Source organism: Pseudomonas sp. Pseusp21 (genome assembly GCF_059492145.1).
In genome coordinates this window covers 2,680,793-2,705,016 of sequence record NZ_CP168520.1, presented here as the reverse complement: position 1 = coordinate 2,705,016, position 24,224 = coordinate 2,680,793, and the positions used below count along the sequence as shown (strand labels likewise).

The following is a 24,224-nucleotide window of genomic DNA, read 5'->3' as shown; positions in this document are numbered from 1 at the left end:
TGTATGCGCGGGATTTTGCTGTTGGCGGTGTTGTGGCTTGCGGGTTGCCAGCATGTTGCGGCGCCGCCGGTCGTGGGCGAGATCCGTGATCTGCGCAGCGGCGAGCATCTGACGGCGCAGCAATTACTGGCTCGGTTGAGCAGTCCATCGCAGGTGATTATTGGCGAACAGCATGACAACGCCGATCACCATGCCATTCAATTGTGGTTGTTGCAGAACCTCGAAGAAGCGCGGCCCCAAGGCAGTCTCCTGCTGGAAATGCTGACGCCCGATCAACAGTCGCGTGTCGATGACGTGCGCCATGCCGCAACGTCACCGGCCGATCTTCCTGCTGCATTGGCCTGGCAGGAGGGTTGGGACTGGAATCTCTACGGACCGATTGTGCGGTTCGCCCTGACGCAATCCTGGCCGTTGCTGGCGGCGAACCTCGATAACATCGAAATCCGTGCGTTCTATCGCGATCCTCCGGTTCTGAGCGGTGAGCGCAGCAATGCCAAATCTGTGAAAGAGACGCTGTTGGAGCAGATCGGCGATTCTCACTGCGGCTTGCTGCCGTCATCACAAATGCCGGCGATGCTGGCCGTTCAGCAACAACGGGATCGGCGCATGGCTTCGCGGTTGCTGGCAGCGCCTGCGCCTGCCTTGTTATTGGCGGGTGCGTATCACGCGCGCAAGGATGTCGGGGTGCCGCTACATGTGCTGGATCTGGGCGCGCCGCAAGCGCCGACGGTGTTGATGCTGGCGGAGCAGGGCAGTGGGGTTACGGCGGCGATGGCTGATTATGTCTGGCTCACCCCAGCCACGCCGAAACCGGATTATTGCGCGCAGATGCGTAAGCAGTTCGGCAAGGAATGACTTTTTCACAGGCAAAAAAAGACCCGGTAAAAACCGGGTCAAATAACCGTGATTAGCCTGATGAGGAGATAATCTGAGAGTCCGAACCAAGGGCTTTTCAGAATATCGACTGATCTCGCGATCAGTTGTGATAATCATAGCGATTCTCATTAGCGAGTCAACTGCTGTTTTTTCATTTCTGTCGTTTTGTCCCGGCAATGGCGTAAACGCCCCGTGAACAGGGCTTCAGTTCTGGCTGTTAAATCCCGTGAGTTGCTTGTTGAGCTGGTCGATACGCCGCGCCATGCTTTCGATCAGGCTGTGGGCGATTTTCGGATTGGTGCGGGTCATGCTCAGAAACTGATCGCCGGGAATCAGCATCACCGTGCTCGCCTCCCGGGCAATCACCGTCGCATTGCGCGGTTCACCTGTGAACACAGCCATCGCGCCGAAGATCTCATCCTTGGGCACATCGCCTACCTTGTGCCCATTAACAAAGGCTTCGGCGTGTCCTTCGATAATCACGAATACATGGTCAGCGACATCGCCCTGGCGTATCAGAACGTCTCCTGCCTCGAAACGCTTGAACCCATTGGTGCTGCGAAACTCACGTGGCTTGAACTCGGCAACGGCGTGGGCCAGCAGCGCCATTTGCCCCAGCAGGTAGCGCAGAAACTGCTCCGAGCGAGATGAATCGGAATACACATGTTGAAACAAATCGCTTCGACGATAGGGCAGTAAAGTCAGCGGGTTTTCCGTGTATAACGTGCAATCCGCCCATTCCGGCCCCTGCTGCAGGCCGATCAAATCTCCTTCATGCCAATAGAAAAGACCGCGACCGCCCAGTCGGCCAGTGATGACACCTTGCGTGAGCAAGAACAGCTGGTCGTCCGGCAAACGTGTCAGCAAATCATCCGTGGCTTCCAGTTCCAGCGTCGGCCCGCACGGCGCCAAGGCTTCGAGCCATTGCGCAGGCAAGCTCTGCAAGTGGTTGATCAATGCATCGGCCTGGGCCGATTGTTCCCCGAGCAGGTACATGGCGGTCAGTGCCCGTCAGTTCTTGTGGCGAGAGGAAATGGCTTCCAATTGCTTGTTCAGCGCATCCTTGCGTTCGGCGGGAATGTCGTTCCAGTGCACATCCATCAGCGCCCCTTCGATCGCGTACAACAACACCTTCGACGCCCGGAACCCGCGGGTACGCACGGCCCGGTAGGCATCCACCGCGCCCAGGCGACGCAAGTCGGAGGCGCTATGGATGCCCACGGCATGCAGCCATTGCGCCGACGTCTTGCCAAGATTCTTCAGGTGTTGCAGTTCATCATTCATCAAGCCTCCTTGCGACGGCCGAATGGTGCGTGGGCGAGCTTCTCAGGAGTGTAGCCATCAGTAGGAAAAGCGTGGTTGTTTGGTCGGATTCGACGCAAACGCTTCTAAGAAACGTCAGTTCTCCACTGATGAATCAGGATGGGGAGGACGAGGAGGGAATTACCAATAGCACGCAGTCCAGCGCAAAGCGGGGGCGCTGGACGGTTCAGGTTTTTAAAAGCTTCAGCGAGTGCGATAACGCAGGCGCGTACCGAAATTCATCGACATCAGGATTTCGTCGGCACTCAGCTCCGGCGGGAAGTAAGCCCCGGAAATCTGCGCGTGGGCCAGGCTCGCGCCTTCCAGCGAAGCGTTGCGAAAGTCGATGCCGCGCAGGTCAGCGGAACGGAAGTAGGCGTCCCTGAAATCCACGCCATCGGCGTTCAGCTCTCGCAGGTCGAGACCACGAAAGTCACCGCCGACCATGTCGATCGGGCCGTCTTTCGGCCGTTCATTGTTGAAACCTGTGATGTCGTCTTTGTGCAGCAAGGCATAAAGCGGGGTGTCGAGAAGTTTCGGCTGGCTCATGTCAAATCACCTGTTGGTTTTATGACGCCAGTATAGTGCCACTATTTGACGGCCGTGAAGCGAGCGAGGGCTTCACGGCCGAAATAGTTTCTTACAGGCCTGGCAGGCGCTGGCGGATCTGCGCCACAACGGTGTCCAGGGTGCCGGATTCATTGGTCTGCACGCGTTTGCTGCGCAGGATTTCTTCCGGAGTCAGGGCTTCGCGATTGGCCTGTTGGGCTTCGATCACGGCGAGGGTCGCGTCGGACGGATCCTTCTTGTCCTCCTGACGAATCGCCAGCCAGCTCTCGATCACTGCCTGCGGAGCATTGCAGTCGAGGATCAGGAATGGCGCGCCAGTGGCTTCGGCAACCTTGGCGGCGTTGTCGCGTTGGTCGCGCTTGAGGTAAGTGGCGTCGATCACCACCGGGAAACCGGCGTGCAGGATCACTTCGGCGATTTCATGCAGACGCGCATAGGTTGCGATGCTGGCATCGGCGCTGTAGATCCCGGCCTGAACATCATTGGCAACGGTTTGCTCGCCGAACAGACGTTTGCGCTCGACATCGGAACGCAGACGGATCGCGCCCAGCGCTTCGACCAGACGCATGGCCACGTGGCTTTTACCGACCGCGGACACGCCGTGGGTAATCGCCATGAAGCGCGAAGGAATGGTGCTGTAGCTTTCCGCCAGGTTGGCGTAGTTGCGGTACTGGCGCAGGGTGGTGGCGCGCTGCACCGGCGTCGCATCGGCCGGCATGCTGAACAGTGCAACCTTCGCACGCACCAGGGCGCGGTAAGCCTTGTAGAAGTTCAGCACTTCCAGGCCTTGATAGTCGCCGGTCAGTTCCAGGTATTGGCTGATGAAACGACGGGCGAGGGATTTCAGGCCACGGTCTTCCAGGTCCATTGCCAGGAAACCGGTGTCGGCCCAGACGTCGGTGAAGCGGAACGGTTCGTTGAATTCGATGCAGTCGAAGATCACGACTTTGCCGTCGATCAGCGTCGCGTTGCCCAAGTGAATGTCGCCGTGGCACTCGCGGGTTAAACCGTCGGCCTTGCGTTGGGCGAACAGCGGCTTGAGGCGATCGAAGCTGCTTTCAGCCCATGCTTGCAGAGCGTCGAGTTGCAGCAGATCGTTCTTGTCGCTGAGGAACGGCAGGATCTGTTCGAAGTTCTGGCGCACCGGCGCCATTACGCTTTCAGGCGTGCCGGCATCGTGCTCGGCCGGGACTTTCGGCGCGTTGAGGTGGAAGCGGGCGATCTGCTCGGCCATTGCGTCGATGTGCGCAGTGGTCAGCTCGCCGTTGGCTTGCAGGGTGCTGAGCAGGCCGGTCTGCGGGAACTGGCGCATTTTCAGCACGTATTCGATGGCCGGGCCTTCGCCACCCAATTGCGGGGCTTCGGCGCTGCCGGTCACTGGAATCACTTCCAGATACAAATCTTCGGTCAGGCGCTGGTTCAAGCGCAGCTCTTCACCGCAGAAGTGCTCACGTGATTCGAGGCTGGTGAAGTCGAGGAAACCGAAATTCACCGGTTTCTTCACTTTATAAGCGTAGGGACCGGTGAGCAGCACCCACGAGATATGGGTTTCGATGACCTGGAACCCTTCGACGGGATGCGGGTAGAGGGCCGGGTTTTGCAGGGCAGCGATCAGGGACTGGCTCACGGACGATCCTTCAGAGACTGGGGGAAATTCAAGGCGCTCATTATGGCCGCTCGCCAGCCCGACGCAAACCTCGGAGCGCTCCTGTTGAGTATGAATAAAGTGCGTATAATCCGCCGCCATGACTCGTACTCGATCCCCCCGTACCCCTAAAAAACCAGCTTCCCGGGGCCTGCGCCCATGGTTGGGCTGGGCCCTTAAACTCAGTCTGGTCGGCCTTGTGGTGCTGGCCGGCTTCGCCGTTTACCTCGATGCCGTGGTGCAGGAGAAGTTCTCCGGCAAGCGCTGGACCATCCCGGCCAAGGTGTATGCGCGCCCGCTTGAGCTGTTCGTCGGACAAAAGCTGAGCAAGGACGATTTCCTCACCGAACTCGATGCCCTGGGCTATCGCCGCGAAGCCGTGAGCAACGGTCCCGGCGCGGCGGCGGTCAATGGCAACACGGTTGATCTGAATACCCGTGGCTTCCAGTTCTATGAAGGCCTCGAGAAACCGCAGCCGGTGCGCGTGCGTTTCTCCGGCGATTACGTGGCCGAACTCTCGGCGACCAACGGTTCGAAGCTCTCCGTGGTACGCCTGGAGCCGCTGATGATCGGCGGTATCTACCCGAAAAACCTTGAAGACCGGATTCTGATCAAGCTCGATCAGGTGCCGCCGTACCTGCTGGAAACCCTGGTCGCCGTGGAAGACCGGGATTTCTACAGCCACTGGGGCGTATCGCCGAAATCGATTGCCCGCGCAGTCTGGGTCAACACCTCTGGCGGCAAGATGACTCAGGGTGGCAGTACGCTGACCCAGCAACTGGTCAAGAACTTCTACCTCACCAACGAACGCAGCCTGACCCGCAAGCTCACCGAAGCGATGATGGCGATGCTGCTCGAGCTGCATTACGACAAAAAGGAAATCCTCGAGGCTTACCTCAACGAAGTCTTTGTCGGTCAGGACGGTCAGCGAGCGGTGCACGGTTTCGGTCTGGCCAGCCAGTTTTTCTTTGCCCAGCCTTTGTCTGAGCTGAAGCTGCACCAGGTCGCGCTGTTGGTCGGGATGGTCAAAGGTCCGTCCTATTACAACCCGCGCCGCAATCCGGAGCGGGCGCTGGAGCGACGCAATCTGGTGCTCGATGTGCTTGAGCAGCAGGGTGTCGCCTCCGCCGAGCAGGTGGCTGCCGCGAAGAAAATGCCGCTGGGCGTAACCACGCGCGGCAAGCTGGCCGACAGTTCGTTTCCGGGCTTCATCGATCTGGTCAAACGCCAGTTGCGTGAAGACTACCGCGACGAAGACTTGACCGAAGAAGGCCTGCGGATTTTCACCAGCTTCGATCCGATCCTGCAGATGAAAGCCGAAGCGTCGGTCAACGACACCTTCAAGCGTCTGTCCGGTCGCAAGGGTTCCGACGACGTGGAAGCGGCGATGGTCGTGACCAATCCGGAAACCGGTGAAGTCCAGGCCATGATCGGCAGCCGTCAGGCGAGTTTTGCCGGGTTCAACCGGGCACTGGATGCGGTGCGGCCGATTGGCTCGCTGATCAAGCCGGCGGTTTATCTGACGGCGCTGGAGAAACCGAGCCAGTACACGTTGACCAGTTGGCTGTCGGACGAGCCGCTTTCAATCAAGGGTGCGGATGGTCAGGTCTGGAAACCGCAGAACTATGACCGTCGCTCCCACGGTACGGTGTTCCTGTATCAGGGGCTGGCACATTCCTACAACCTGTCGACCTCGCGTCTCGGTCTGGCGGTTGGCGTTCCGAATGTCCTCAAGACGCTGGGTCGCCTGGGCGTGACCCGCGAGTTTCCGGCGTTCCCTTCGATGCTGCTCGGTGCGGGCGGCATGACCCCGATTGAAGTCGCGACCATGTACCAGACGCTGGCCAACGGTGGTTTCAATACGCCGATGCGCGGGATTCGCAGCGTGCTGACTGCCGACGGCGAGCCGCTCAAGCGTTATCCGTTCCAGATCGAGCAGCGTTTCGATCCGGCCTCTATCTACCTGATCCAGAACGCCATGCAGCGGGTCATGCGTGAAGGTACTGGCAGTTCGGTTTATAACGTGTTGCCAAGAACCCTGACACTGGCGGGCAAGACCGGCACCAGTAACGATTCGCGCGACAGCTGGTTCGCCGGCTTCAGCCAGGATCTGCTGGCGGTGGTGTGGCTCGGCCGTGACGACAACGGCAAGACGCCGTTCACCGGGGCCACCGGTGCGTTGCAGGTCTGGACCAGTTTCATGCGCAAGGCCGATCCGCTGCCGCTGGACATGCCGCAGCCGGATAACGTGGTGCAGGCCTGGGTCGATTCGCGTACCGGCCAAGGCTCCGATGCCAACTGTCCGGGCGCCGTGCAGATGCCGTATATTCGCGGCAGCGAACCGCCACCCGGCGCCTCTTGCGCGAGCGAAAGCCCGGCCTCGGGCGAGTCGGTGATGGATTGGGTCAAGGGCTGGATGAATTAAGCAAAGAGGGTTTCAAGTGAACAAGTGGTTGATTCCAGCGGTGACCGCCGTGGCTTTGCTCAGCGGCTGCTCCACCGTACAGCGTGGTTCGATCCCGGTCGTGGATTCCGGCACCGCCGTGTCCAACAGCGAGCGCATTTCGGCCAATGGCGGTTTCCGTCAAACGACGGTGAAACGTCCTGCACAGGCCCAGACCCAGGCGATCCCGCAAGGCGATACCGGTGTGGTGGTGATGGTGCCGGGCGGCGCAGCGGCTTCGGCGCCGATCAGCGCTTCGCCGATCGTTCCGGGCCCGGCGTCGGGTGGCATCACACCGGGGCCGTACAACCCGTCGGCGGTCGAGTCGGCGCCGATCAGCTCCGGCAGCTACAGCATGCCTTCGACGCCGAGCGGCATCCCTTCGGCCAGCAGCAGCGGCGGTGGTCTGTCTGCTGATGAACAACTGGATGGCCCGGTTCTCGCCCTGTTGACCACTGCGCAACAGCAGCAGGCCGGTGGCGACCTCAACGGCGCGTCCTCCAGCCTGGAACGCGCCCAGCGTGTAGCGCCGCGCGAGCCGCAAGTGCTTTACCGTCTGGCGCAGGTGCGCATGGCCCAGGGCGATGCGCCGCAAGCCGAGCAGACCGCTCGTCGCGCACTGACCATGGCCAATGGTCGTCCGGACCTGCAGGCCAGTCTGTGGGAATTGATCGCTCAGGCGCGTGAGAAACAAGGTGATTCCGCCGGCGCCACCCTGGCCCGTCAGAAGGCCAAGGTTTCGCTGTGATGGACAGTCGTTTCTCCAAAGTCGCCGATCAATTGCTGTTGATCGAGCGCGAACTGCGCGCCCAGGGCTGGTGGGATGACGTCCAGCCCTCGGTCGAAGCCCTGAGCAGCGTCGAGCCGTTTTCGGTCGACACGCTTGATTTCGAGCAGTGGCTGCAATGGATCTTCCTGCCGCGGATGAAGATGATCCTCGAACAGGATCTGCCGTTGCCCAATGCTTCGGGCATTCAGGAAATGGCCGAGATGGTTTTTGCCCAACGCAACCTGCATGGCAAGGATCGGCAGCTTCAGGTGTTGCTCAAAGAGTTCGACCTGCTGATCACCGCTTCACGCTGAGCCGGGAGCTGCCAGTCGTCACTGGCAGTTTTCCGCTATCTGTTTCTTTGCCTCTTCAGTACGCTGCTGGCGCTGGTCGTCGCTCAGCCGCCGCAGTTCTCCCTCCACCTCCTCCCTCAAGCGCGGATTGTTCTGCAGTTGCGCGAGATTCGTGCGCGCCTGTTCGCAAAATGCCTTGAGTTGATTCTGTTGTTCGGCCACTTGCTTCTTGACCTTGTCATCGATGGCTTTCTGATCGCCCAGCGCGCCGCTGCCAGGTAATGCGGCAGGTATTGGTGCGGGAGAGGAGGGTGTCTTAACGGCGGTGGACGACTGCCCTTGTGGTGGCTGTTGATCGAAATGGGTGACGCCCTGGGCGTCGACCCATTTGTAGATCTGAGCGGCCATGCACCATGGGCTGGCGCCGATTAGCAGAGTTAAGAGAAGCGTTCGCATGCTGATTCCTTGGCAAAACTGCGCAATTGAAGCTAACAGAGTAGCGGTTTCCAGGTTTTTTCTTGCGTTCTCATGTGCTTACCCACAATTAAGCACATAGACGGCTTGACTTGCAGAGGGCGAAACAGAAGAATCCAAAGTCCGCTGTACAGGGACTGCCAGAAGCAGACCCTCTCGGCAGATCATGAGGCGCATATCCGCGTCGACCTGTTACACCCGCAACGCGTTACCTCGCGCTGGGTGGGAAAGGCCCGCAACACTTGGGACGATCCCAATACTTGCTCAGTCAGTGCTGACGTAGTCGGCGACCACCGTCGCTCATGCTCTGCCGAGAAGTAAACCTATTAAGACCCGTTCGCCTTTTTGTGGACGGTATTCTGGCGTTTTAGAGGTGAACAACGTGGAGCTTTTATCTGGCGGTGAGATGCTCGTCCGCTTTTTGCGTGACGAAGGCGTCAAATATATCTACGGGTACCCGGGTGGTGCTCTCCTTCATGTTTACGATGCCCTGTTCAAAGAACCGGAAGTGACCCACATCCTGGTTCGTCACGAACAAGCGGCTACCCATATGGCTGACGGCTACGCCCGTGCCACCGGTAAAGCCGGCGTGGTATTGGTGACTTCCGGTCCAGGCGCCACAAACGCCATCACCGGTATCGCCACTGCCTATATGGATTCGATTCCAATGGTGATCATTTCCGGTCAGGTGCCAAGCACCATGGTCGGCACCGATGCGTTCCAGGAAACCGACATGATCGGTATCTCCCGGCCGATCGTGAAGCACAGCTTCATGATCAAGCACGCCTCGGAAATCCCGGAAGTCATGAAGAAGGCCTTCTACCTGGCGCAATCCGGTCGTCCGGGCCCGGTCGTGGTCGATATTCCGAAAGACATGACCAACCCGGCCGAGAAGTTCGAATACATCTTCCCGAAGAAAGCCAAACTGCGTTCCTACAGCCCGGCCGTTCGCGGTCACTCCGGACAAATCCGCAAGGCGGCAGAAATGCTCCTGGCGGCCAAGCGTCCCGTGCTGTACTCCGGCGGTGGTGTGATTCTCGGCAACGGCTCCGCGCCGCTGACCGAACTGGCGCAAATGCTCAACCTGCCGGTTACCAATACCTTGATGGGCCTGGGTGCCTATCCTGGCACTGACCGTCAGTTCATCGGCATGCTCGGCATGCACGGCAGCTATACCGCGAACCTTGCGATGCACCATGCCGACGTGATCCTGGCGGTCGGTGCGCGTTTCGACGATCGTGTGATCAACGGCGCGCCGAAGTTCTGTCCGAACGCCAAGATCATTCACATCGACATCGACCCGGCTTCGATTTCCAAGACCATCAAGGCCGACGTGCCAATCGTTGGTCCGGTGGACAGCGTCCTGACTGAAATGGTCGCGATCCTCAAGGAAATCGGCGAAACCCCGAACAAGGAAGCGGTCGCCAGTTGGTGGAAGCAGGTTGACGAGTGGCGCGGTGATCGCGGCCTGTTCCCTTACGACAAGGGCGACGGCAGCAAGATCAAGCCACAGACCGTAATCGAAACCCTGTGCGAAGTGACCAAGGGCGACGCCTTTGTGACTTCCGACGTGGGCCAGCACCAGATGTTTGCTGCGCAGTACTACAAGTTCAACAAGCCGAACCGCTGGATCAACTCCGGTGGCCTGGGCACGATGGGCTTCGGTCTGCCGGCCGCGATGGGTATCGCTTTGAGCTTCCCTGACACCGATGTTGCGTGCGTCACCGGTGAAGGCAGTATCCAGATGAATATCCAGGAGCTGTCGACCTGCCTGCAATACGGTTTGCCGGTCAAGATCGTCATCCTGAACAACGGTGTTCTGGGCATGGTTCGTCAGTGGCAGGACATGAGTTACGGCAGCCGTCACTCCCACTCCTACATGGAATCCTTGCCTGACTTCGTCAAGCTGGCTGAAGCCTATGGCCACGTCGGCGTACGCATCACCGAATCGAAAGATTTGAAGTCGAAGATGGAAGAGGCGTTCGCCATGAAAGATCGCCTGGTCGTGATCGACATTTCGGTCGACACCAGCGAGCACGTCTATCCGATGCAGATCAAAGACGGCTCGATGCGCGATATGTGGCTGAGCAAGACGGAGCGTACCTAATCATGCGGCACATTATTTCCTTGCTTCTGGAAAACGAACCCGGTGCTTTGTCTCGCGTAGTCGGCCTGTTCTCGCAGCGCAACTACAACATCGAAAGCCTGACCGTGGCGCCAACCGAAGACCCGACCCTGTCGCGTCTGACGCTGACCACCGTCGGTCACGATGAAATCATCGAGCAGATCACCAAAAACCTGAACAAGCTGATCGAAGTGGTCAAGCTGGTGGACCTGTCGGAAAGCGCTCACATCGAGCGCGAACTGATGCTGGTCAAGGTCAAGGCCACTGGCGCCCAGCGCGCCGAGATCAAACGCACCACCGATATTTACCGTGGACAGATCGTCGACGTCAGCGCCAGCGTGTATACCGTTCAACTGACCGGTACCAGCGACAAGCTCGACAGCTTCATTCAGTCCATCGGCACCGCATCGATTCTGGAGACCGTCCGCAGTGGCGTCACCGGTATTGCCCGCGGCGACAAAGTACTCAGCATCTAAACCAAATTAGCGAATGGCCTGAACGGCCTGGATATAAAGGGGAAATTCATGAAAGTTTTCTACGATAAAGACTGCGACCTGTCGATCATCCAGGGCAAGAAAGTTGCCATCATCGGTTACGGCTCCCAGGGCCACGCCCAGGCGTGCAACCTGAAAGATTCCGGTGTCGACGTTACCGTCGGTCTGCGTAAAGGTTCGGCTACCGTTGCCAAGGCTGAAGCCCACGGCCTGAAAGTGACCGATGTGGCTGCCGCTGTTGCCGGTGCCGACCTGGTCATGATCCTGACCCCGGACGAGTTCCAGTCCCAGCTGTACAAGAACGAAATCGAGCCGAACATCAAGAAAGGCGCCACCCTGGCCTTCTCCCACGGCTTCGCGATTCACTACAACCAGGTTGTTCCGCGTGCCGACCTCGACGTGATCATGATCGCGCCGAAAGCCCCGGGCCATACCGTACGTTCCGAGTTCGTGAAGGGCGGCGGTATCCCTGACCTGATCGCGATCTACCAGGACGCCTCGGGCAACGCCAAGAACGTCGCGCTGTCCTACGCCGCCGGCGTGGGTGGCGGTCGTACCGGCATCATCGAAACCACCTTCAAGGACGAGACCGAAACCGACCTGTTCGGCGAACAAGCCGTTCTGTGCGGCGGTACCGTTGAACTGGTAAAAGCCGGTTTCGAAACTCTGGTTGAAGCTGGCTACGCGCCGGAAATGGCCTACTTCGAGTGCCTGCACGAACTGAAGCTGATCGTTGACCTCATGTACGAGGGCGGTATCGCCAACATGAACTACTCGATCTCCAACAACGCTGAGTACGGCGAATACGTGACTGGTCCGGAAGTGATCAACGCCGAATCCCGTCAGGCCATGCGCAACGCCCTGAAACGTATTCAGGACGGCGAATACGCCAAAATGTTCATCAGCGAAGGCGCAACCGGCTACCCTTCGATGACCGCCAAGCGTCGTAACAACGCCGCTCACGGTATCGAAATCATCGGCGAGCAGCTGCGCTCCATGATGCCGTGGATCGGTGCCAACAAGATCGTCGACAAAGCCAAAAACTAAGTCGTCGAACCTTGTATGAAAAAACGCGGCCTCGGCCGCGTTTTTTCGTATGGGCGGGCGGTTCTGGTATAAAGCTGCATCGTTTGTGGCCGAACCGTCGTCCCAGACACCTGTCGAAAATGTCCAATCCGTTGCAAGGTACTGTCCATGAGCGAACGTCCCGAAGAGCCGAACCAGGCTTCAGACGCCGAAAGCCTGCTGCCCATCGATGAGCACATCGAAGAAGGGCATGACGCAGAAGGCCGTAAAGTCCGGCATCGCGGTATCTATCTTCTGCCGAATCTGTTCACCACTGCGAATCTGTTCGCGGGGTTCTATTCCATCATCAACTCGATGAGTGCCCAGGCTGCCTTGAGTGCCGGGGACGCGGCGAATGCGAGCAAGTATTTCGCCTTTGCCGCCATCGCGATTTTCGTCGCCATGGTGCTCGACGGCCTTGATGGTCGCGTGGCACGCATGACGAATACCCAAAGTGCGTTCGGTGCCGAGTACGACTCGTTGTCGGACATGGTTGCTTTCGGTGTCGCGCCGGCGCTTCTGGCTTTCGGCTGGGCACTGGGTGACATGGGCAAGGTCGGCTGGATGGTTGCCTTCATCTATGTGGCGGGTGCGGCGTTGCGTCTGGCGCGTTTCAACACTCAGGTGGGGACCGCCGACAAGCGCTACTTCATCGGTCTTGCCAGCCCGGCGGCTGCCGGTGTGGTTGCGGGGATTGTCTGGGCGTTCAGCGATTACGGGATCCAGGGTTCGAAGATGTCATTCCTGGTTGCGCTGATGGTGGCCGCCGCCGGCATGCTGATGGTCAGCAACATCAAGTACAACAGCTTCAAGGAGCTGGATCTGAAGGGGCGCGTGCCTTTCGTGGCGATTCTGGCGGTGGTGCTGGTGTTTGCCGTGGTGTTCAGCGATCCGCCTCGCATTCTGCTGCTGGTGTTCCTCGCTTATGCCGCGTCGGGCCCGGTGCAGTATCTGTTGCATCTTCGTCGTCACAAACACGCCGAGTGATGTAATTTCCCTCATACTCCGCAGTCTATGGTGCATCTGTCCTCCAAAGCTGCGGAGTTGCCATGCTGATCAAAGTCCCCAAAGCGTCCGACTGCCATGAGTCGGACGTCACGCCTGAATCCATTTATCTCTCTCGCCGACAATTGCTCGGAGCAACTGCGGCCGGGTTGGCCATGAGCAGTCTGCCGCGCTGGGCCAGTGCCGAAGAGGCCGCCCGCTATGCCGATGTCGAAGCCGGAAAGGCGCCCGCCTGGTTTGCCGAGAAACTGCCTTCTGTCAAATGGGGAGCGGTGAACGTCAAGGATGAGGCGATCACACCTTTCAAAGACGCGACCCATTACAACAACTTCTATGAATTCGGTACCGACAAGGGCGACCCGGCGGCCAATGCCGGGTCGTTGAAAACCGAACCGTGGAGTGTTGTCGTGGACGGGGAGGTGGGTAAGCCGGGGCGTTATGCTCTGGAAGACTTCATGAAACCTTACCAGCTGGAAGAGCGCATCTACCGTCTTCGTTGTGTCGAAGCGTGGTCGATGGTGATTCCCTGGATCGGTTTCCCCATCTCGGCGTTGTTGAAGCAGGTAGAGCCCACTTCCAATGCCAAATACATTCGCTTCGAAACCTTGCAGGATCCCAAGAGCATGCCCGGACAGCGTTCGGGATTTGCCCTGATCGACTGGCCCTATGTTGAAGGTTTGCGCCTGGATGAGGCGATGAATCCCTTGGCGATTCTTGCGGTAGGTATGTATGGCCGCGAATTGCCAAATCAGAACGGTGCGCCTTTGCGTCTGGTGGTGCCCTGGAAGTACGGATTCAAGAGCGTCAAATCCATCGTGCGGATCAGTCTGGTCAGCGAGCAGCCAAAGACGACCTGGCAGAGCATTGCGGCGGATGAGTACGGGTTTTATGCGAATGTGAACCCTACGGTCGACCATCCACGTTGGACCCAGGCGCGGGAGAGGCGGTTGCCCAACAGCCTGTTCAAGCCGAATGTGCGTGATACGCAGATGTTCAACGGCTATGCGGACGAGGTCGCTTCTTTATATACAGGGCTCGATCTGCGGAAGAACTATTGATGCGATATCCGATCTGGCGCGTAGGTGTTTTCCTGGCTGCGGCGATCTGGCCGCTGTTCTGGTTCTATCAGGCTTTTGCGGATCTGCTTGGACCCGATCCGGGGAAAGTCCTGGTTGATCGGCTAGGGCTTGGGACATTGGTATTGCTGTTGATCACCCTGAGTATGACGCCGCTGCAGAAACTTACGGGGTGGGCCGGGTGGATTGCCGTGCGCCGTCAGTTGGGGCTCTGGTGTTTTGCCTATGTGGTTCTGCATCTTTGCAGCTATATGGCGTTCATTCTCGGTTTCGACTGGTCGCAACTGGGTGTCGAGCTGCGCAAGCGTCCCTACATCATTGTGGGTGCTCTGGGTTTTCTGGGATTGTTGGCATTGGCGGTTACCTCCAACCGATACAGCCAGCGCCGTTTAGGTACCCGCTGGAAGAAGCTGCACCGGTTGGTGTATGTGATTCTCGGGTTGGGATTGCTGCATATGTTGTGGATCGTGCGCGCCGATCTTAAGGAGTGGGCAGTCTATGCCTTTATAGGTGTTTTCCTTTTGGCGCTGCGGATTCCTCCCTTGACCCGCCGGATCCCGCGTTTGATGGGTAAAAAGCAGGTTTTTCAGGAAAAGCGAAATTAAGTGTTGACGGCAGATTCTGAGTCTCTATAATTCGCCCCACTTCCGGCGCAGTCGAAACGGAAAACTCCTTGAGATTCAATGAGTTAAGTAGGTTTCGATAGTGGATCGCTTCAGCTCATCGAAGTCTGGAAGGAGTTGGAAATGCCGGTTTTCTGGTGCTTTCAACGGTTCGATCTTCTCGGTCGAAAGCGGAGAAAAAGAGGTGTTGACAGCAGCGTGTAACGCTGTAGAATTCGCCTCCCGCTAACGAGAGATCGGAAGCGCAAGTGGTTGAAGTTGTTGAAGAAATCTTCGAAAACTTCTGAAAATAATCACTTGACAGCAAATGAGGCTGCTGTAGAATGCGCGCCTCGGTTGAGACGAAAGATCTTAACCAACCGCTCTTTAACAACTGAATCAAGCAATTCGTGTGGGTGCTTGTGGAGTCAGACTGATAGTCAACAAGATTATCAGCATCACAAGTTACTCCGCGAGAAATCAAAGATGTAACCAACGATTGCTGAGCCAAGTTTAGGGTTTCTTAAAAACCCAAAGATGTTTGAACTGAAGAGTTTGATCATGGCTCAGATTGAACGCTGGCGGCAGGCCTAACACATGCAAGTCGAGCGGATGAAGGGAGCTTGCTCCTGAATTCAGCGGCGGACGGGTGAGTAATGCCTAGGAATCTGCCTGGTAGTGGGGGACAACGTTTCGAAAGGAACGCTAATACCGCATACGTCCTACGGGAGAAAGCAGGGGACCTTCGGGCCTTGCGCTATCAGATGAGCCTAGGTCGGATTAGCTAGTTGGTGAGGTAATGGCTCACCAAGGCGACGATCCGTAACTGGTCTGAGAGGATGATCAGTCACACTGGAACTGAGACACGGTCCAGACTCCTACGGGAGGCAGCAGTGGGGAATATTGGACAATGGGCGAAAGCCTGATCCAGCCATGCCGCGTGTGTGAAGAAGGTCTTCGGATTGTAAAGCACTTTAAGTTGGGAGGAAGGGTTGTAGATTAATACTCTGCAATTTTGACGTTACCGACAGAATAAGCACCGGCTAACTCTGTGCCAGCAGCCGCGGTAATACAGAGGGTGCAAGCGTTAATCGGAATTACTGGGCGTAAAGCGCGCGTAGGTGGTTCGTTAAGTTGGATGTGAAATCCCCGGGCTCAACCTGGGAACTGCATCCAAAACTGGCGAGCTAGAGTATGGTAGAGGGTGGTGGAATTTCCTGTGTAGCGGTGAAATGCGTAGATATAGGAAGGAACACCAGTGGCGAAGGCGACCACCTGGACTGATACTGACACTGAGGTGCGAAAGCGTGGGGAGCAAACAGGATTAGATACCCTGGTAGTCCACGCCGTAAACGATGTCAACTAGCCGTTGGGAGCCTTGAGCTCTTAGTGGCGCAGCTAACGCATTAAGTTGACCGCCTGGGGAGTACGGCCGCAAGGTTAAAACTCAAATGAATTGACGGGGGCCCGCACAAGCGGTGGAGCATGTGGTTTAATTCGAAGCAACGCGAAGAACCTTACCAGGCCTTGACATCCAATGAACTTTCCAGAGATGGATTGGTGCCTTCGGGAACATTGAGACAGGTGCTGCATGGCTGTCGTCAGCTCGTGTCGTGAGATGTTGGGTTAAGTCCCGTAACGAGCGCAACCCTTGTCCTTAGTTACCAGCACGTTATGGTGGGCACTCTAAGGAGACTGCCGGTGACAAACCGGAGGAAGGTGGGGATGACGTCAAGTCATCATGGCCCTTACGGCCTGGGCTACACACGTGCTACAATGGTCGGTACAAAGGGTTGCCAAGCCGCGAGGTGGAGCTAATCCCATAAAACCGATCGTAGTCCGGATCGCAGTCTGCAACTCGACTGCGTGAAGTCGGAATCGCTAGTAATCGCGAATCAGAATGTCGCGGTGAATACGTTCCCGGGCCTTGTACACACCGCCCGTCACACCATGGGAGTGGGTTGCACCAGAAGTAGCTAGTCTAACCTTCGGGAGGACGGTTACCACGGTGTGATTCATGACTGGGGTGAAGTCGTAACAAGGTAGCCGTAGGGGAACCTGCGGCTGGATCACCTCCTTAATCGACGACATCAGCTGCTCCATAAGTTCCCACACGAATTGCTTGATTCATTGAAGAAGACGATAGAAGCAGCTTTAAGCTCCAAGCTGATAGCTCACAGCTAGCAGTTACAAGCTCGAAATTGGGTCTGTAGCTCAGTTGGTTAGAGCGCACCCCTGATAAGGGTGAGGTCGGCAGTTCGAATCTGCCCAGACCCACCAATTTTGTTATGGGGCCATAGCTCAGCTGGGAGAGCGCCTGCCTTGCACGCAGGAGGTCAGCGGTTCGATCCCGCTTGGCTCCACCATAAACTGCTTCGAAAGTTTGAGAGTTTAGAAATGAATATTCGAGTTGAATATTGATTTCTAGTCTTTTGATTAGATCGTTCTTTAAAAATTTGGGTATGTGATAGAAAGATAGACTGATGGCCACTTTCACTGGTGGTGATCAGGCTAAGGTAAAATTTGTGAGTTCTCTTAGTTGAGAAATTCGAATTTTCGGCGAATGTCGTCTTCACAGTATAACCAGATTGCTTGGGGTTATATGGTCAAGTGAAGAAGCGCATACGGTGGATGCCTTGGCAGTCAGAGGCGATGAAAGACGTGGTAGCCTGCGAAAAGCTTCGGGGAGTCGGCAAACAGACTTTGATCCGGAGATGTCTGAATGGGGGAACCCAGCCATCACAAGATGGTTATCTTGCACTGAATACATAGGTGCAAGAGGCGAACCAGGGGAACTGAAACATCTAAGTACCCTGAGGAAAAGAAATCAACCGAGATTCCCTTAGTAGTGGCGAGCGAACGGGGACTAGCCCTTAAGTGGCTTTGAGATTAGCGGAACGCTCTGGAAAGTGCGGCCATAGTGGGTGATAGCCCTGTACGCGAAAGTCTCTTAGTCATGAAATCGAGTAGGACGGAGCACGAGAAACTTTGTCTGAATATGGGGGGACCATCCTCCAAGGCTAAATACTACTGACTGACCGATAGTGAACTAGTACCGTGAGGGAAAGGCGAAAAGAACCCCGGAGAGGGGAGTGAAATAGATCCTGAAACCGTATGCGTACAAGCAGTGGGAGCAGACTTTGTTCTGTGACTGCGTACCTTTTGTATAATGGGTCAGCGACTTATTTTCAGTGGCGAGCTTAACCGAATAGGGGAGGCGTAGCGAAAGCGAGTCTTAATAGGGCGTCTAGTCGCTGGGAATAGACCCGAAACCGGGCGATCTATCCATGGGCAGGTTGAAGGTTAGGTAACACTGACTGGAGGACCGAACCGACTACCGTTGAAAAGTTAGCGGATGACCTGTGGATCGGAGTGAAAGGCTAATCAAGCTCGGAGATAGCTGGTTCTCCTCGAAAGCTATTTAGGTAGCGCCTCATGTATCACTGTAGGGGGTAGAGCACTGTTTCGGCTAGGGGGTCATCCCGACTTACCAAACCGATGCAAACTCCGAATACCTACAAGTGCCGAGCATGGGAGACACACGGCGGGTGCTAACGTCCGTCGTGAAAAGGGAAACAACCCAGACCGTCAGCTAAGGTCCCAAAGTTATGGTTAAGTGGGAAACGATGTGGGAAGGCTTAGACAGCTAGGAGGTTGGCTTAGAAGCAGCCACCCTTTAAAGAAAGCGTAATAGCTCACTAGTCGAGTCGGCCTGCGCGGAAGATGTAACGGGGCTCAAACCATACACCGAAGCTACGGGTATCACGCAAGTGATGCGGTAGAGGAGCGTTCTGTAAGCCTGTGAAGGTGAGTTGAGAAGCTTGCTGGAGGTATCAGAAGTGCGAATGCTGACATGAGTAACGACAATGGGTGTGAAAAACACCCACGCCGAAAGACCAAGGTTTCCTGCGCAACGTTAATCGACGCAGGGTTAGTCGGTCCCTAAGGCGAGGCTGAAAAGCGTAGTCGATGGAAAACAGGTTAATATTCCTGTACTTCTGGTTATTGCGATGGAGGGACGGAGAAGGCTAGGCCAGCTTGGCGTTGGTTGTCCAAGTTTAAGGTGGTAGGCTGAAATCTTAGGTAAATCCGGGGTTTCAAGGCCGAGAGCTGATGACGAGTTGCCTTTAGGCGACGAAGTGGTTGATGCCATGCTTCCAAGAAAAGCTTCTAAGCTTCAGATAACCAGGAACCGTACCCCAAACCGACACAGGTGGTTGGGTAGAGAATACCAAGGCGCTTGAGAGAACTCGGGTGAAGGAACTAGGCAAAATGGCACCGTAACTTCGGGAGAAGGTGCGCCGGTGAGGGTGAAGCACTTGCTGCGTAAGCCCACGCCGGTCGAAGATACCAGGCCGCTGCGACTGTTTATTAAAAACACAGCACTCTGCAAACACGAAAGTGGACGTATAGGGTGTGACGCCTGCCCGGTGCCGGAAGGTTAATTGATGGGGTTAGCTAACGCGAAGCTCTTGATCGAAGCCCCGGTAAACGGCGGCCGTAACTATAACGGTCCTAAGGTAGCGAAATTCCTTGTCGGGTAAGTTCCGACCTGCACGAATGGCGTAACGATGGCGGCGCTGTCTCCACCCGAGACTCAGTGAAATTGAAATCGCTGTGAAGATGCAGTGTATCCGCGGCTAGACGGAAAGACCCCGTGAACCTTTACTATAGCTTTGCACTGGACTTTGAATTTGCTTGTGTAGGATAGGTGGGAGGCTTTGAAGCGTGGACGCCAGTTCGCGTGGAGCCATCCTTGAAATACCACCCTGGCAACTTTGAGGTTCTAACTCAGGTCCGTTATCCGGATCGAGGACAGTGTATGGTGGGTAGTTTGACTGGGGCGGTCTCCTCCTAAAGAGTAACGGAGGAGTACGAAGGTGCGCTCAGACCGGTCGGAAATCGGTCGTAGAGTATAAAGGCAAAAGCGCGCTTGACTGCGAGACAGACACGTCGAGCAGGTACGAAAGTAGGTCTTAGTGATCCGGTGGTTCTGTATGGAAGGGCCATCGCTCAACGGATAAAAGGTACTCCGGGGATAACAGGCTGATACCGCCCAAGAGTTCATATCGACGGCGGTGTTTGGCACCTCGATGTCGGCTCATCACATCCTGGGGCTGAAGCCGGTCCCAAGGGTATGGCTGTTCGCCATTTAAAGTGGTACGCGAGCTGGGTTTAGAACGTCGTGAGACAGTTCGGTCCCTATCTGCCGTGGACGTTTGAGATTTGAGAGGGGCTGCTCCTAGTACGAGAGGACCGGAGTGGACGAACCTCTGGTGTTCCGGTTGTCACGCCAGTGGCATTGCCGGGTAGCTATGTTCGGGAAAGATAACCGCTGAAAGCATCTAAGCGGGAAACTTGCCTCAAGATGAGATCTCACTGGAACCTTGAGTTCCCTGAAGGGCCGTCGAAGACTACGACGTTGATAGGTTGGGTGTGTAAGCGCTGTGAGGCGTTGAGCTAACCAATACTAATTGCCCGTGAGGCTTGACCATATAACACCCAAGCAATCTGTAGACTCGAAAGAGACCAGATTGCGGTGTGTGAAGACGCAATGAACCGAAAGTTCGACGCTCACAAAACACCGACAGCTGTCACATACCCAATTTGCTGAAGCGAGACCATCCGGTCACGAGTCAGTACCCGAATTTCTTGACGACCATAGAGCGTTGGAACCACCTGATCCCATCCCGAACTCAGAAGTGAAACGATGCATCGCCGATGGTAGTGTGGGGTTTCCCCATGTGAGAGTAGGTCATCGTCAAGATTAAATTCCGAAACCCCAATTGCGAAAGCAGTTGGGGTTTTGTTTTGCCCGTTGAAAAGTTTTTACTCGCGACAGCGAACAAATTTGCACAGTTATTTTCGAATCAGAACACTAGAATAGCCCCACCTTTTTCGGAGCCAGAGCCTTTATGTCAGATCCGGTTGGCGCCCAAGGGCTGTCAGAATTACCGCTGGAAGACTTGGTGGCCTGTCATGAGTGCGACCTGCTGATGCGCAAGCCAACCCTTGCTCATGGCGAAAAAGCCCTCTGCCCACGTTGCGGTTACGAACTGTATGCCCATCGCCATAATGTGGTGCAGCGCAGCCTTGCCCTGGTGATTGCGGCATTGCTGTTGTATATCCCGGCAAACTTTTTACCCATCATGCAGCTCAATATCCTCGGGCAATCCTCGCAGGATACGGTATGGAGCGGCGTGCTCGGTCTGTTCAACACTGATATGCAGGGCGTTTCGATCGTCGTGTTTCTATGCAGCATGGCTATACCGCTGCTCAAGCTGCTCTGCCAGTTGTTCGTTTTACTCACAATTCGCTTCAATGTCGGCCGCAGCTATGGTCTGTTGCTCTACCGCATTTATCACCACCTCAAAGACTGGGGCATGCTTGAGGTCTACCTCATGGGCGTCCTTGTCGCGATCGTCAAACTGGCGGACATGGCGGCCATCACCGTCGGCCTCGGTCTGGCATGTTTCATCGGTTTGTTACTGGTTCAGGTCTGGCTTGAAGTGGTGATGTCGCCGCACCAGATCTGGCAGGCGTTATCAGGAGAAGATGCCCATGCGGGCGATTGATGCAGGCATTCTGATCTGTACCGAATGCCACGAACTGAACAGGCAGGATACCGACAGCGATGTGCAGACCTGCACCCGATGCGGTGCGCTGGTTCACGCCCGGCGGCCCAACAGTCTTGCGCGAACGTGGGCGCTGTTGATCACGGCCGCGATTATCTACATCCCGGCCAACGTGCTGCCGATCATGACCGTCAGCTCGCTTGGTCAGGGGGATCCGAGCACGATCATGTCCGGTGTCATCCAATTGGTGCAGCACGGCATGATTCCCATCGCCGCCGTGGTGTTCATCGCCAGTATCCTGGTGCCGACCTTCAAGCTGGTGGGCATCGCGCTGCTTCTGTTTTCCGTACAGCGCCGCCAGCCCTTGTCCGCACGTCAGCGGATCTGGATGTATCGCTTCATCGAGTTTATTGGCCGCTGGTCGATGCTCGATATTTTCGTGATCGCCATTCTGGTGGCGGTCGTCAACTTCGGCCGGCTTGCCAGTGTCGAAGCCAATCTTGGCGCCATCGCCTTCGCCAGTGTGGTGATTCTGACGATGCTCGCCGCTGTCACTTTCGATCCCCGACTGATTTGGGATAACACGGAGTCGGACGCCGACCATGACTGATTTGCCTGTAGCTAAAACCCGACCGGCTTCGAACTGGTCTGCCATCTGGGTGCTGCCCCTGATCGCCCTGATTATCGGCGGCTGGCTCGGCTGGCGTGCCTACAACGAAACCGGCATCGAGATTCAGGTGCGGTTTGAAAGTGGTGAAGGCATTCAGGCCAACAAGACCGAAGTGGTCTACAAAGGCATGCCGGTCGGCAAGGTGAAAACCCTCAAGCTCGATGATGAAGGCAACTCCAAAGGTGTCATCGCGACCATAGAGATGAACAAGGATGTCGATCAGTACCTGAAGACCAGCACCCGTTTCTGGCTGGTCAAGCCGAGCGTGACCCTGGCCGGGATCACCGGCCTGGAAACCCTGGTATCGGGTAACTACGTCGCCATCAGCCCCGGCGAAGGCGAGCCGACTCGCAAGTTCAAAGCCCTGGCCGAAGAGCCGCCGCTATCGGATTCGAAGCCCGGTCTGCACTTGACGATCAAGGCCGATCGTCTTGGTTCGTTGAATCGCGGCAGCCCGGTGTTCTACAAGCAGATCAAAGTCGGCCAGATCAAGAGTTACGTGCTGTCGGAAGATCAGAGCACGGTCGAGCTCAAGGTGTTCATCGAACCGACCTACGCCAAACTGGTGCGCAAACACACCCGTTTCTGGAACGCCAGCGGCATCAGCATAGACGCCAACCTGTCCGGCGTGAAAGTGCGCAGCGAATCCCTGGCCAGCATCGTCGCCGGCGGTATTGCCTTTGCCACCCCGGAGAACCGCAAGGACAGCCCGCCCACCGATCCAAGCCTGCCGTTCCGTCTCTACGAAGACTTCGATGCGGCCGCCGCCGGCATCCGCGTGAAGGTCAAACTCAGCGATTTCGAAGGCCTGCAAGCCGGGCGCACTCCGGTGATGTACAAGGGCATTCAGGTCGGTAACCTGAAAGCGCTGAAGATCGATCCGGATCTGTCCAGCGCGACCGCCGAACTGACCCTCGACCCGCTGGCCGAAGACTATCTGGTGACCGGCACGCAGTTCTGGGTGGTCAAACCATCGATCTCCCTGGCTGGCATCACCGGTCTGGAAGCGTTGGTAAAAGGTAACTACATCGCCGTACGCCCGGGCGACAAGGGTGGTGCGCCACAACGTGAATTCGAAGCCCGGCCAAAAGCGCCGCCGCTGGATCTGCGCGCACCCGGTCTGCATTTGGTGCTGTTCACCGACACCCTCGGCTCGATCGATGTCGGCAGTCCGATCCTCTACAAGCAGGTCAAGGTCGGTTCGGTGCAGAGCTATCAGTTCTCCAAGACCCGCAAACAACTGGTGATCGGCGTCCACATCGAGAAGGAATACGAAAACCTGGTCAACGCTTCGACCCGGTTCTGGAACGTCAGCGGCGTCACGCTGACCGGCGGTTTGACCGGTGGGATTCAGGTCAAGAGTGAATCGTTGCAGACCCTGATGGCCGGCGGCATCGCTTTCGAGACGCCGCAAGCCAAGGCCCCGCTACAAAAGCGCATCCCACGCTTCCGTTTGTTCGCCAACCATGATGAAGCGAATCAGAAAGGCGCCGTCGTCACCATCAAGGTCGATCGCGCGGACGGTTTGCGCAGTGGCACCCCGGTTCGCTTCAAAGGCCTGGACGTGGGCAAGATCGAAAGTGTCGACCTGACCGATGATCTGCAATCGGTAATCCTCACCGCGCGCATCACTGAAGTGCCGGAGAAGATTGCTCGAGTCGGCAGTCAGTTCTGGGTGGTCAAACCGGAGTTGGGTCTGATCAAGACCTCGAACCTGGAGACCCTGGTCACCGGCCAGTACATCGAAGTGCAACCTGCGGCGAAGAACCTCGGCCCGCAGAAGAACTTCGTGGCCCTGGCCAATCCGCCGGAAGTCACCAAGCAAGAGGCTGGCTTGAGTCTGGTATTGAGCGCTGCCCGTCGCGGTTCGCTGAAGCCGGGTGTGCCGGTCACCTACCGCGAAATCACCGTGGGCAAAGTCACCGGTTACGAACTGGGCCAGACAGCGGATCGCGTACTGGTGCACATCCTGATCGAACCGAAATACGCGCCACTGGTGCGCAGCGGCAGTCGCTTCTGGAACACCAGCGGCGTCGGTTTCGACATCGGCCTGTTCAAAGGCGTGACCGTACGCACCGAGTCTTTGGAGACAGTGATTCAGGGCGGTATCGCCTTCGCCACGCCGGACGGCGAGCAGATGGGCAACCCCGCGCGCGCCGAACAAACCTTCCCGCTCTTCGACAAGTTCGAAGACGAGTGGCTGAACTGGGCGCCGAAAATCCCTCTCGGCAAATAATCCA

The 24,224-nt window shown here is 56.9% G+C and carries 18 protein-coding genes, 2 tRNA genes and 3 rRNA genes; 18 read left to right on the top strand and 5 right to left on the bottom strand.

From position 1 onward, the window contains the following. Nucleotides 1-3: 3 nt before the first annotated feature. Nucleotides 4-855, top strand: a complete 852-nt coding sequence (locus ACEN93_RS12220) for a ChaN family lipoprotein (protein WP_495611455.1) — start codon at nt 4-6, stop codon at nt 853-855. 225 nt (nt 856-1,080) lie between these two features. Here ACEN93_RS12220 and ACEN93_RS12215 read toward each other — a convergent pair whose 3' ends face one another. The 4 genes from ACEN93_RS12215 to ACEN93_RS12200 all read right to left on the bottom strand — a co-directional run bounded on the left by ACEN93_RS12215 (nt 1,081) and on the right by ACEN93_RS12200 (nt 4,375). Continuing rightward, nucleotides 1,081-1,872: a Crp/Fnr family transcriptional regulator gene (locus tag ACEN93_RS12215; protein ID WP_414882782.1), complete on the bottom strand. Its 792-nt coding sequence runs from the start codon at nt 1,870-1,872 to the stop codon at nt 1,081-1,083. A gap of 15 nt (nt 1,873-1,887) precedes the next feature. Next, entirely contained in the window at nt 1,888-2,160 is a 273-nt protein-coding gene (locus ACEN93_RS12210) for a TfoX/Sxy family protein (protein ID WP_003228231.1), read from the bottom strand. A 222-nt stretch (nt 2,161-2,382) separates the two neighbouring features. Beyond that, complete coding sequence (locus ACEN93_RS12205; RefSeq protein WP_007959639.1) at nt 2,383-2,727, bottom strand: pentapeptide repeat-containing protein; 345 nt, start codon at nt 2,725-2,727, stop codon at nt 2,383-2,385. A gap of 91 nt (nt 2,728-2,818) precedes the next feature. After that, on the bottom strand, nt 2,819-4,375 hold the full coding sequence (locus ACEN93_RS12200; RefSeq protein WP_495611454.1) for a bifunctional aminoglycoside phosphotransferase/ATP-binding protein: 1,557 nt from the start codon (nt 4,373-4,375) through the stop codon (nt 2,819-2,821). Nucleotides 4,376-4,493: 118 nt separating this feature from the next. On the opposite strand from ACEN93_RS12200, the gene mrcB reads away from it, so the two are divergent. Genes mrcB through ACEN93_RS12185 form a run of 3 tightly spaced genes read left to right on the top strand, consistent with a single transcriptional unit; the run spans nt 4,494 to nt 7,919 of the window. After that, on the top strand, nt 4,494-6,818 hold the full coding sequence (gene mrcB / locus ACEN93_RS12195; protein WP_103385434.1) for a penicillin-binding protein 1B: 2,325 nt from the start codon (nt 4,494-4,496) through the stop codon (nt 6,816-6,818). A 16-nt stretch (nt 6,819-6,834) separates the two neighbouring features. Next, nucleotides 6,835-7,584 (top strand): tetratricopeptide repeat protein, encoded by a 750-nt coding sequence (locus ACEN93_RS12190; RefSeq protein ID WP_495611453.1) that lies wholly within the window; start codon nt 6,835-6,837, stop codon nt 7,582-7,584. Beyond that, the gene (locus ACEN93_RS12185; RefSeq protein ID WP_039771612.1) at nt 7,584-7,919 is read left to right on the top strand and encodes a YqcC family protein; all 336 of its coding nucleotides are present in this window, start codon (nt 7,584-7,586) and stop codon (nt 7,917-7,919) included. The genes ACEN93_RS12190 and ACEN93_RS12185 overlap by 1 nt, the downstream gene beginning before the upstream one ends. 18 nt (nt 7,920-7,937) lie before the next feature. On the opposite strand, the gene ACEN93_RS12180 is transcribed toward ACEN93_RS12185, so the two are convergent. After that, on the bottom strand, nt 7,938-8,354 hold the full coding sequence (locus ACEN93_RS12180) for a DUF4124 domain-containing protein (protein ID WP_039771610.1): 417 nt from the start codon (nt 8,352-8,354) through the stop codon (nt 7,938-7,940). 400 nt (nt 8,355-8,754) lie between these two features. Between ACEN93_RS12180 and ACEN93_RS12175 the strand changes: the two genes are divergently transcribed. The 14 genes from ACEN93_RS12175 (at nt 8,755) to ACEN93_RS12110 (ending at nt 24,220) form a co-directional block, all read left to right on the top strand. Next, nucleotides 8,755-10,479 (top strand): acetolactate synthase 3 large subunit, encoded by a 1,725-nt coding sequence (locus ACEN93_RS12175; RefSeq protein WP_039771990.1) that lies wholly within the window; start codon nt 8,755-8,757, stop codon nt 10,477-10,479. 2 nt (nt 10,480-10,481) lie between these two features. Continuing rightward, nucleotides 10,482-10,973: an acetolactate synthase small subunit gene (gene ilvN / locus ACEN93_RS12170; protein WP_003205610.1), complete on the top strand. Its 492-nt coding sequence runs from the start codon at nt 10,482-10,484 to the stop codon at nt 10,971-10,973. A 48-nt stretch (nt 10,974-11,021) separates the two neighbouring features. After that, a complete protein-coding gene (gene ilvC, locus ACEN93_RS12165; RefSeq protein WP_007959661.1) occupies nt 11,022-12,038 on the top strand; it encodes a ketol-acid reductoisomerase in 1,017 nt (338 codons plus the stop codon). A 147-nt stretch (nt 12,039-12,185) separates the two neighbouring features. Further along, on the top strand, nt 12,186-13,043 hold the full coding sequence (gene pssA, locus ACEN93_RS12160; protein WP_039771608.1) for a CDP-diacylglycerol--serine O-phosphatidyltransferase: 858 nt from the start codon (nt 12,186-12,188) through the stop codon (nt 13,041-13,043). 62 nt (nt 13,044-13,105) lie between these two features. Further along, on the top strand, nt 13,106-14,119 hold the full coding sequence (msrP, locus tag ACEN93_RS12155) for a protein-methionine-sulfoxide reductase catalytic subunit MsrP (RefSeq protein ID WP_039771607.1): 1,014 nt from the start codon (nt 13,106-13,108) through the stop codon (nt 14,117-14,119). Then, on the top strand, nt 14,119-14,742 hold the full coding sequence (gene msrQ, locus ACEN93_RS12150) for a protein-methionine-sulfoxide reductase heme-binding subunit MsrQ (protein WP_039771606.1): 624 nt from the start codon (nt 14,119-14,121) through the stop codon (nt 14,740-14,742). The genes msrP and msrQ overlap by 1 nt, the downstream gene beginning before the upstream one ends. A 540-nt stretch (nt 14,743-15,282) precedes the next feature. Next, a 16S ribosomal RNA gene (locus ACEN93_RS12145) occupies nt 15,283-16,819 on the top strand. A gap of 123 nt (nt 16,820-16,942) precedes the next feature. Continuing rightward, nucleotides 16,943-17,019, top strand: a tRNA-Ile gene (locus tag ACEN93_RS12140). A gap of 10 nt (nt 17,020-17,029) precedes the next feature. Further along, a tRNA-Ala gene (locus tag ACEN93_RS12135) sits at nt 17,030-17,105 on the top strand. A gap of 238 nt (nt 17,106-17,343) precedes the next feature. Further along, a 23S ribosomal RNA gene (locus ACEN93_RS12130) occupies nt 17,344-20,234 on the top strand. Nucleotides 20,235-20,390: 156 nt separating this feature from the next. Then, nucleotides 20,391-20,506: ribosomal RNA gene (rrf, locus tag ACEN93_RS12125) — 5S ribosomal RNA — on the top strand. The 16S, 23S and 5S rRNA genes sit together here with 2 tRNA genes alongside, the layout of an rRNA operon. 148 nt (nt 20,507-20,654) lie before the next feature. Then, nucleotides 20,655-21,314 carry a paraquat-inducible protein A gene (locus ACEN93_RS12120; RefSeq protein ID WP_039766393.1) on the top strand — a complete coding sequence of 220 codons (660 nt, stop codon included), beginning with the start codon at nt 20,655-20,657 and terminating at the stop codon, nt 21,312-21,314. Next, nucleotides 21,301-21,924, top strand: a complete 624-nt coding sequence (locus ACEN93_RS12115) for a paraquat-inducible protein A (protein ID WP_007951771.1) — start codon at nt 21,301-21,303, stop codon at nt 21,922-21,924. The genes ACEN93_RS12120 and ACEN93_RS12115 overlap by 14 nt, the downstream gene beginning before the upstream one ends. Next, a complete protein-coding gene (locus ACEN93_RS12110) occupies nt 21,917-24,220 on the top strand; it encodes a PqiB family protein (RefSeq protein ID WP_210710072.1) in 2,304 nt (767 codons plus the stop codon). The genes ACEN93_RS12115 and ACEN93_RS12110 overlap by 8 nt, the downstream gene beginning before the upstream one ends. Nucleotides 24,221-24,224 lie beyond the last annotated feature (4 nt).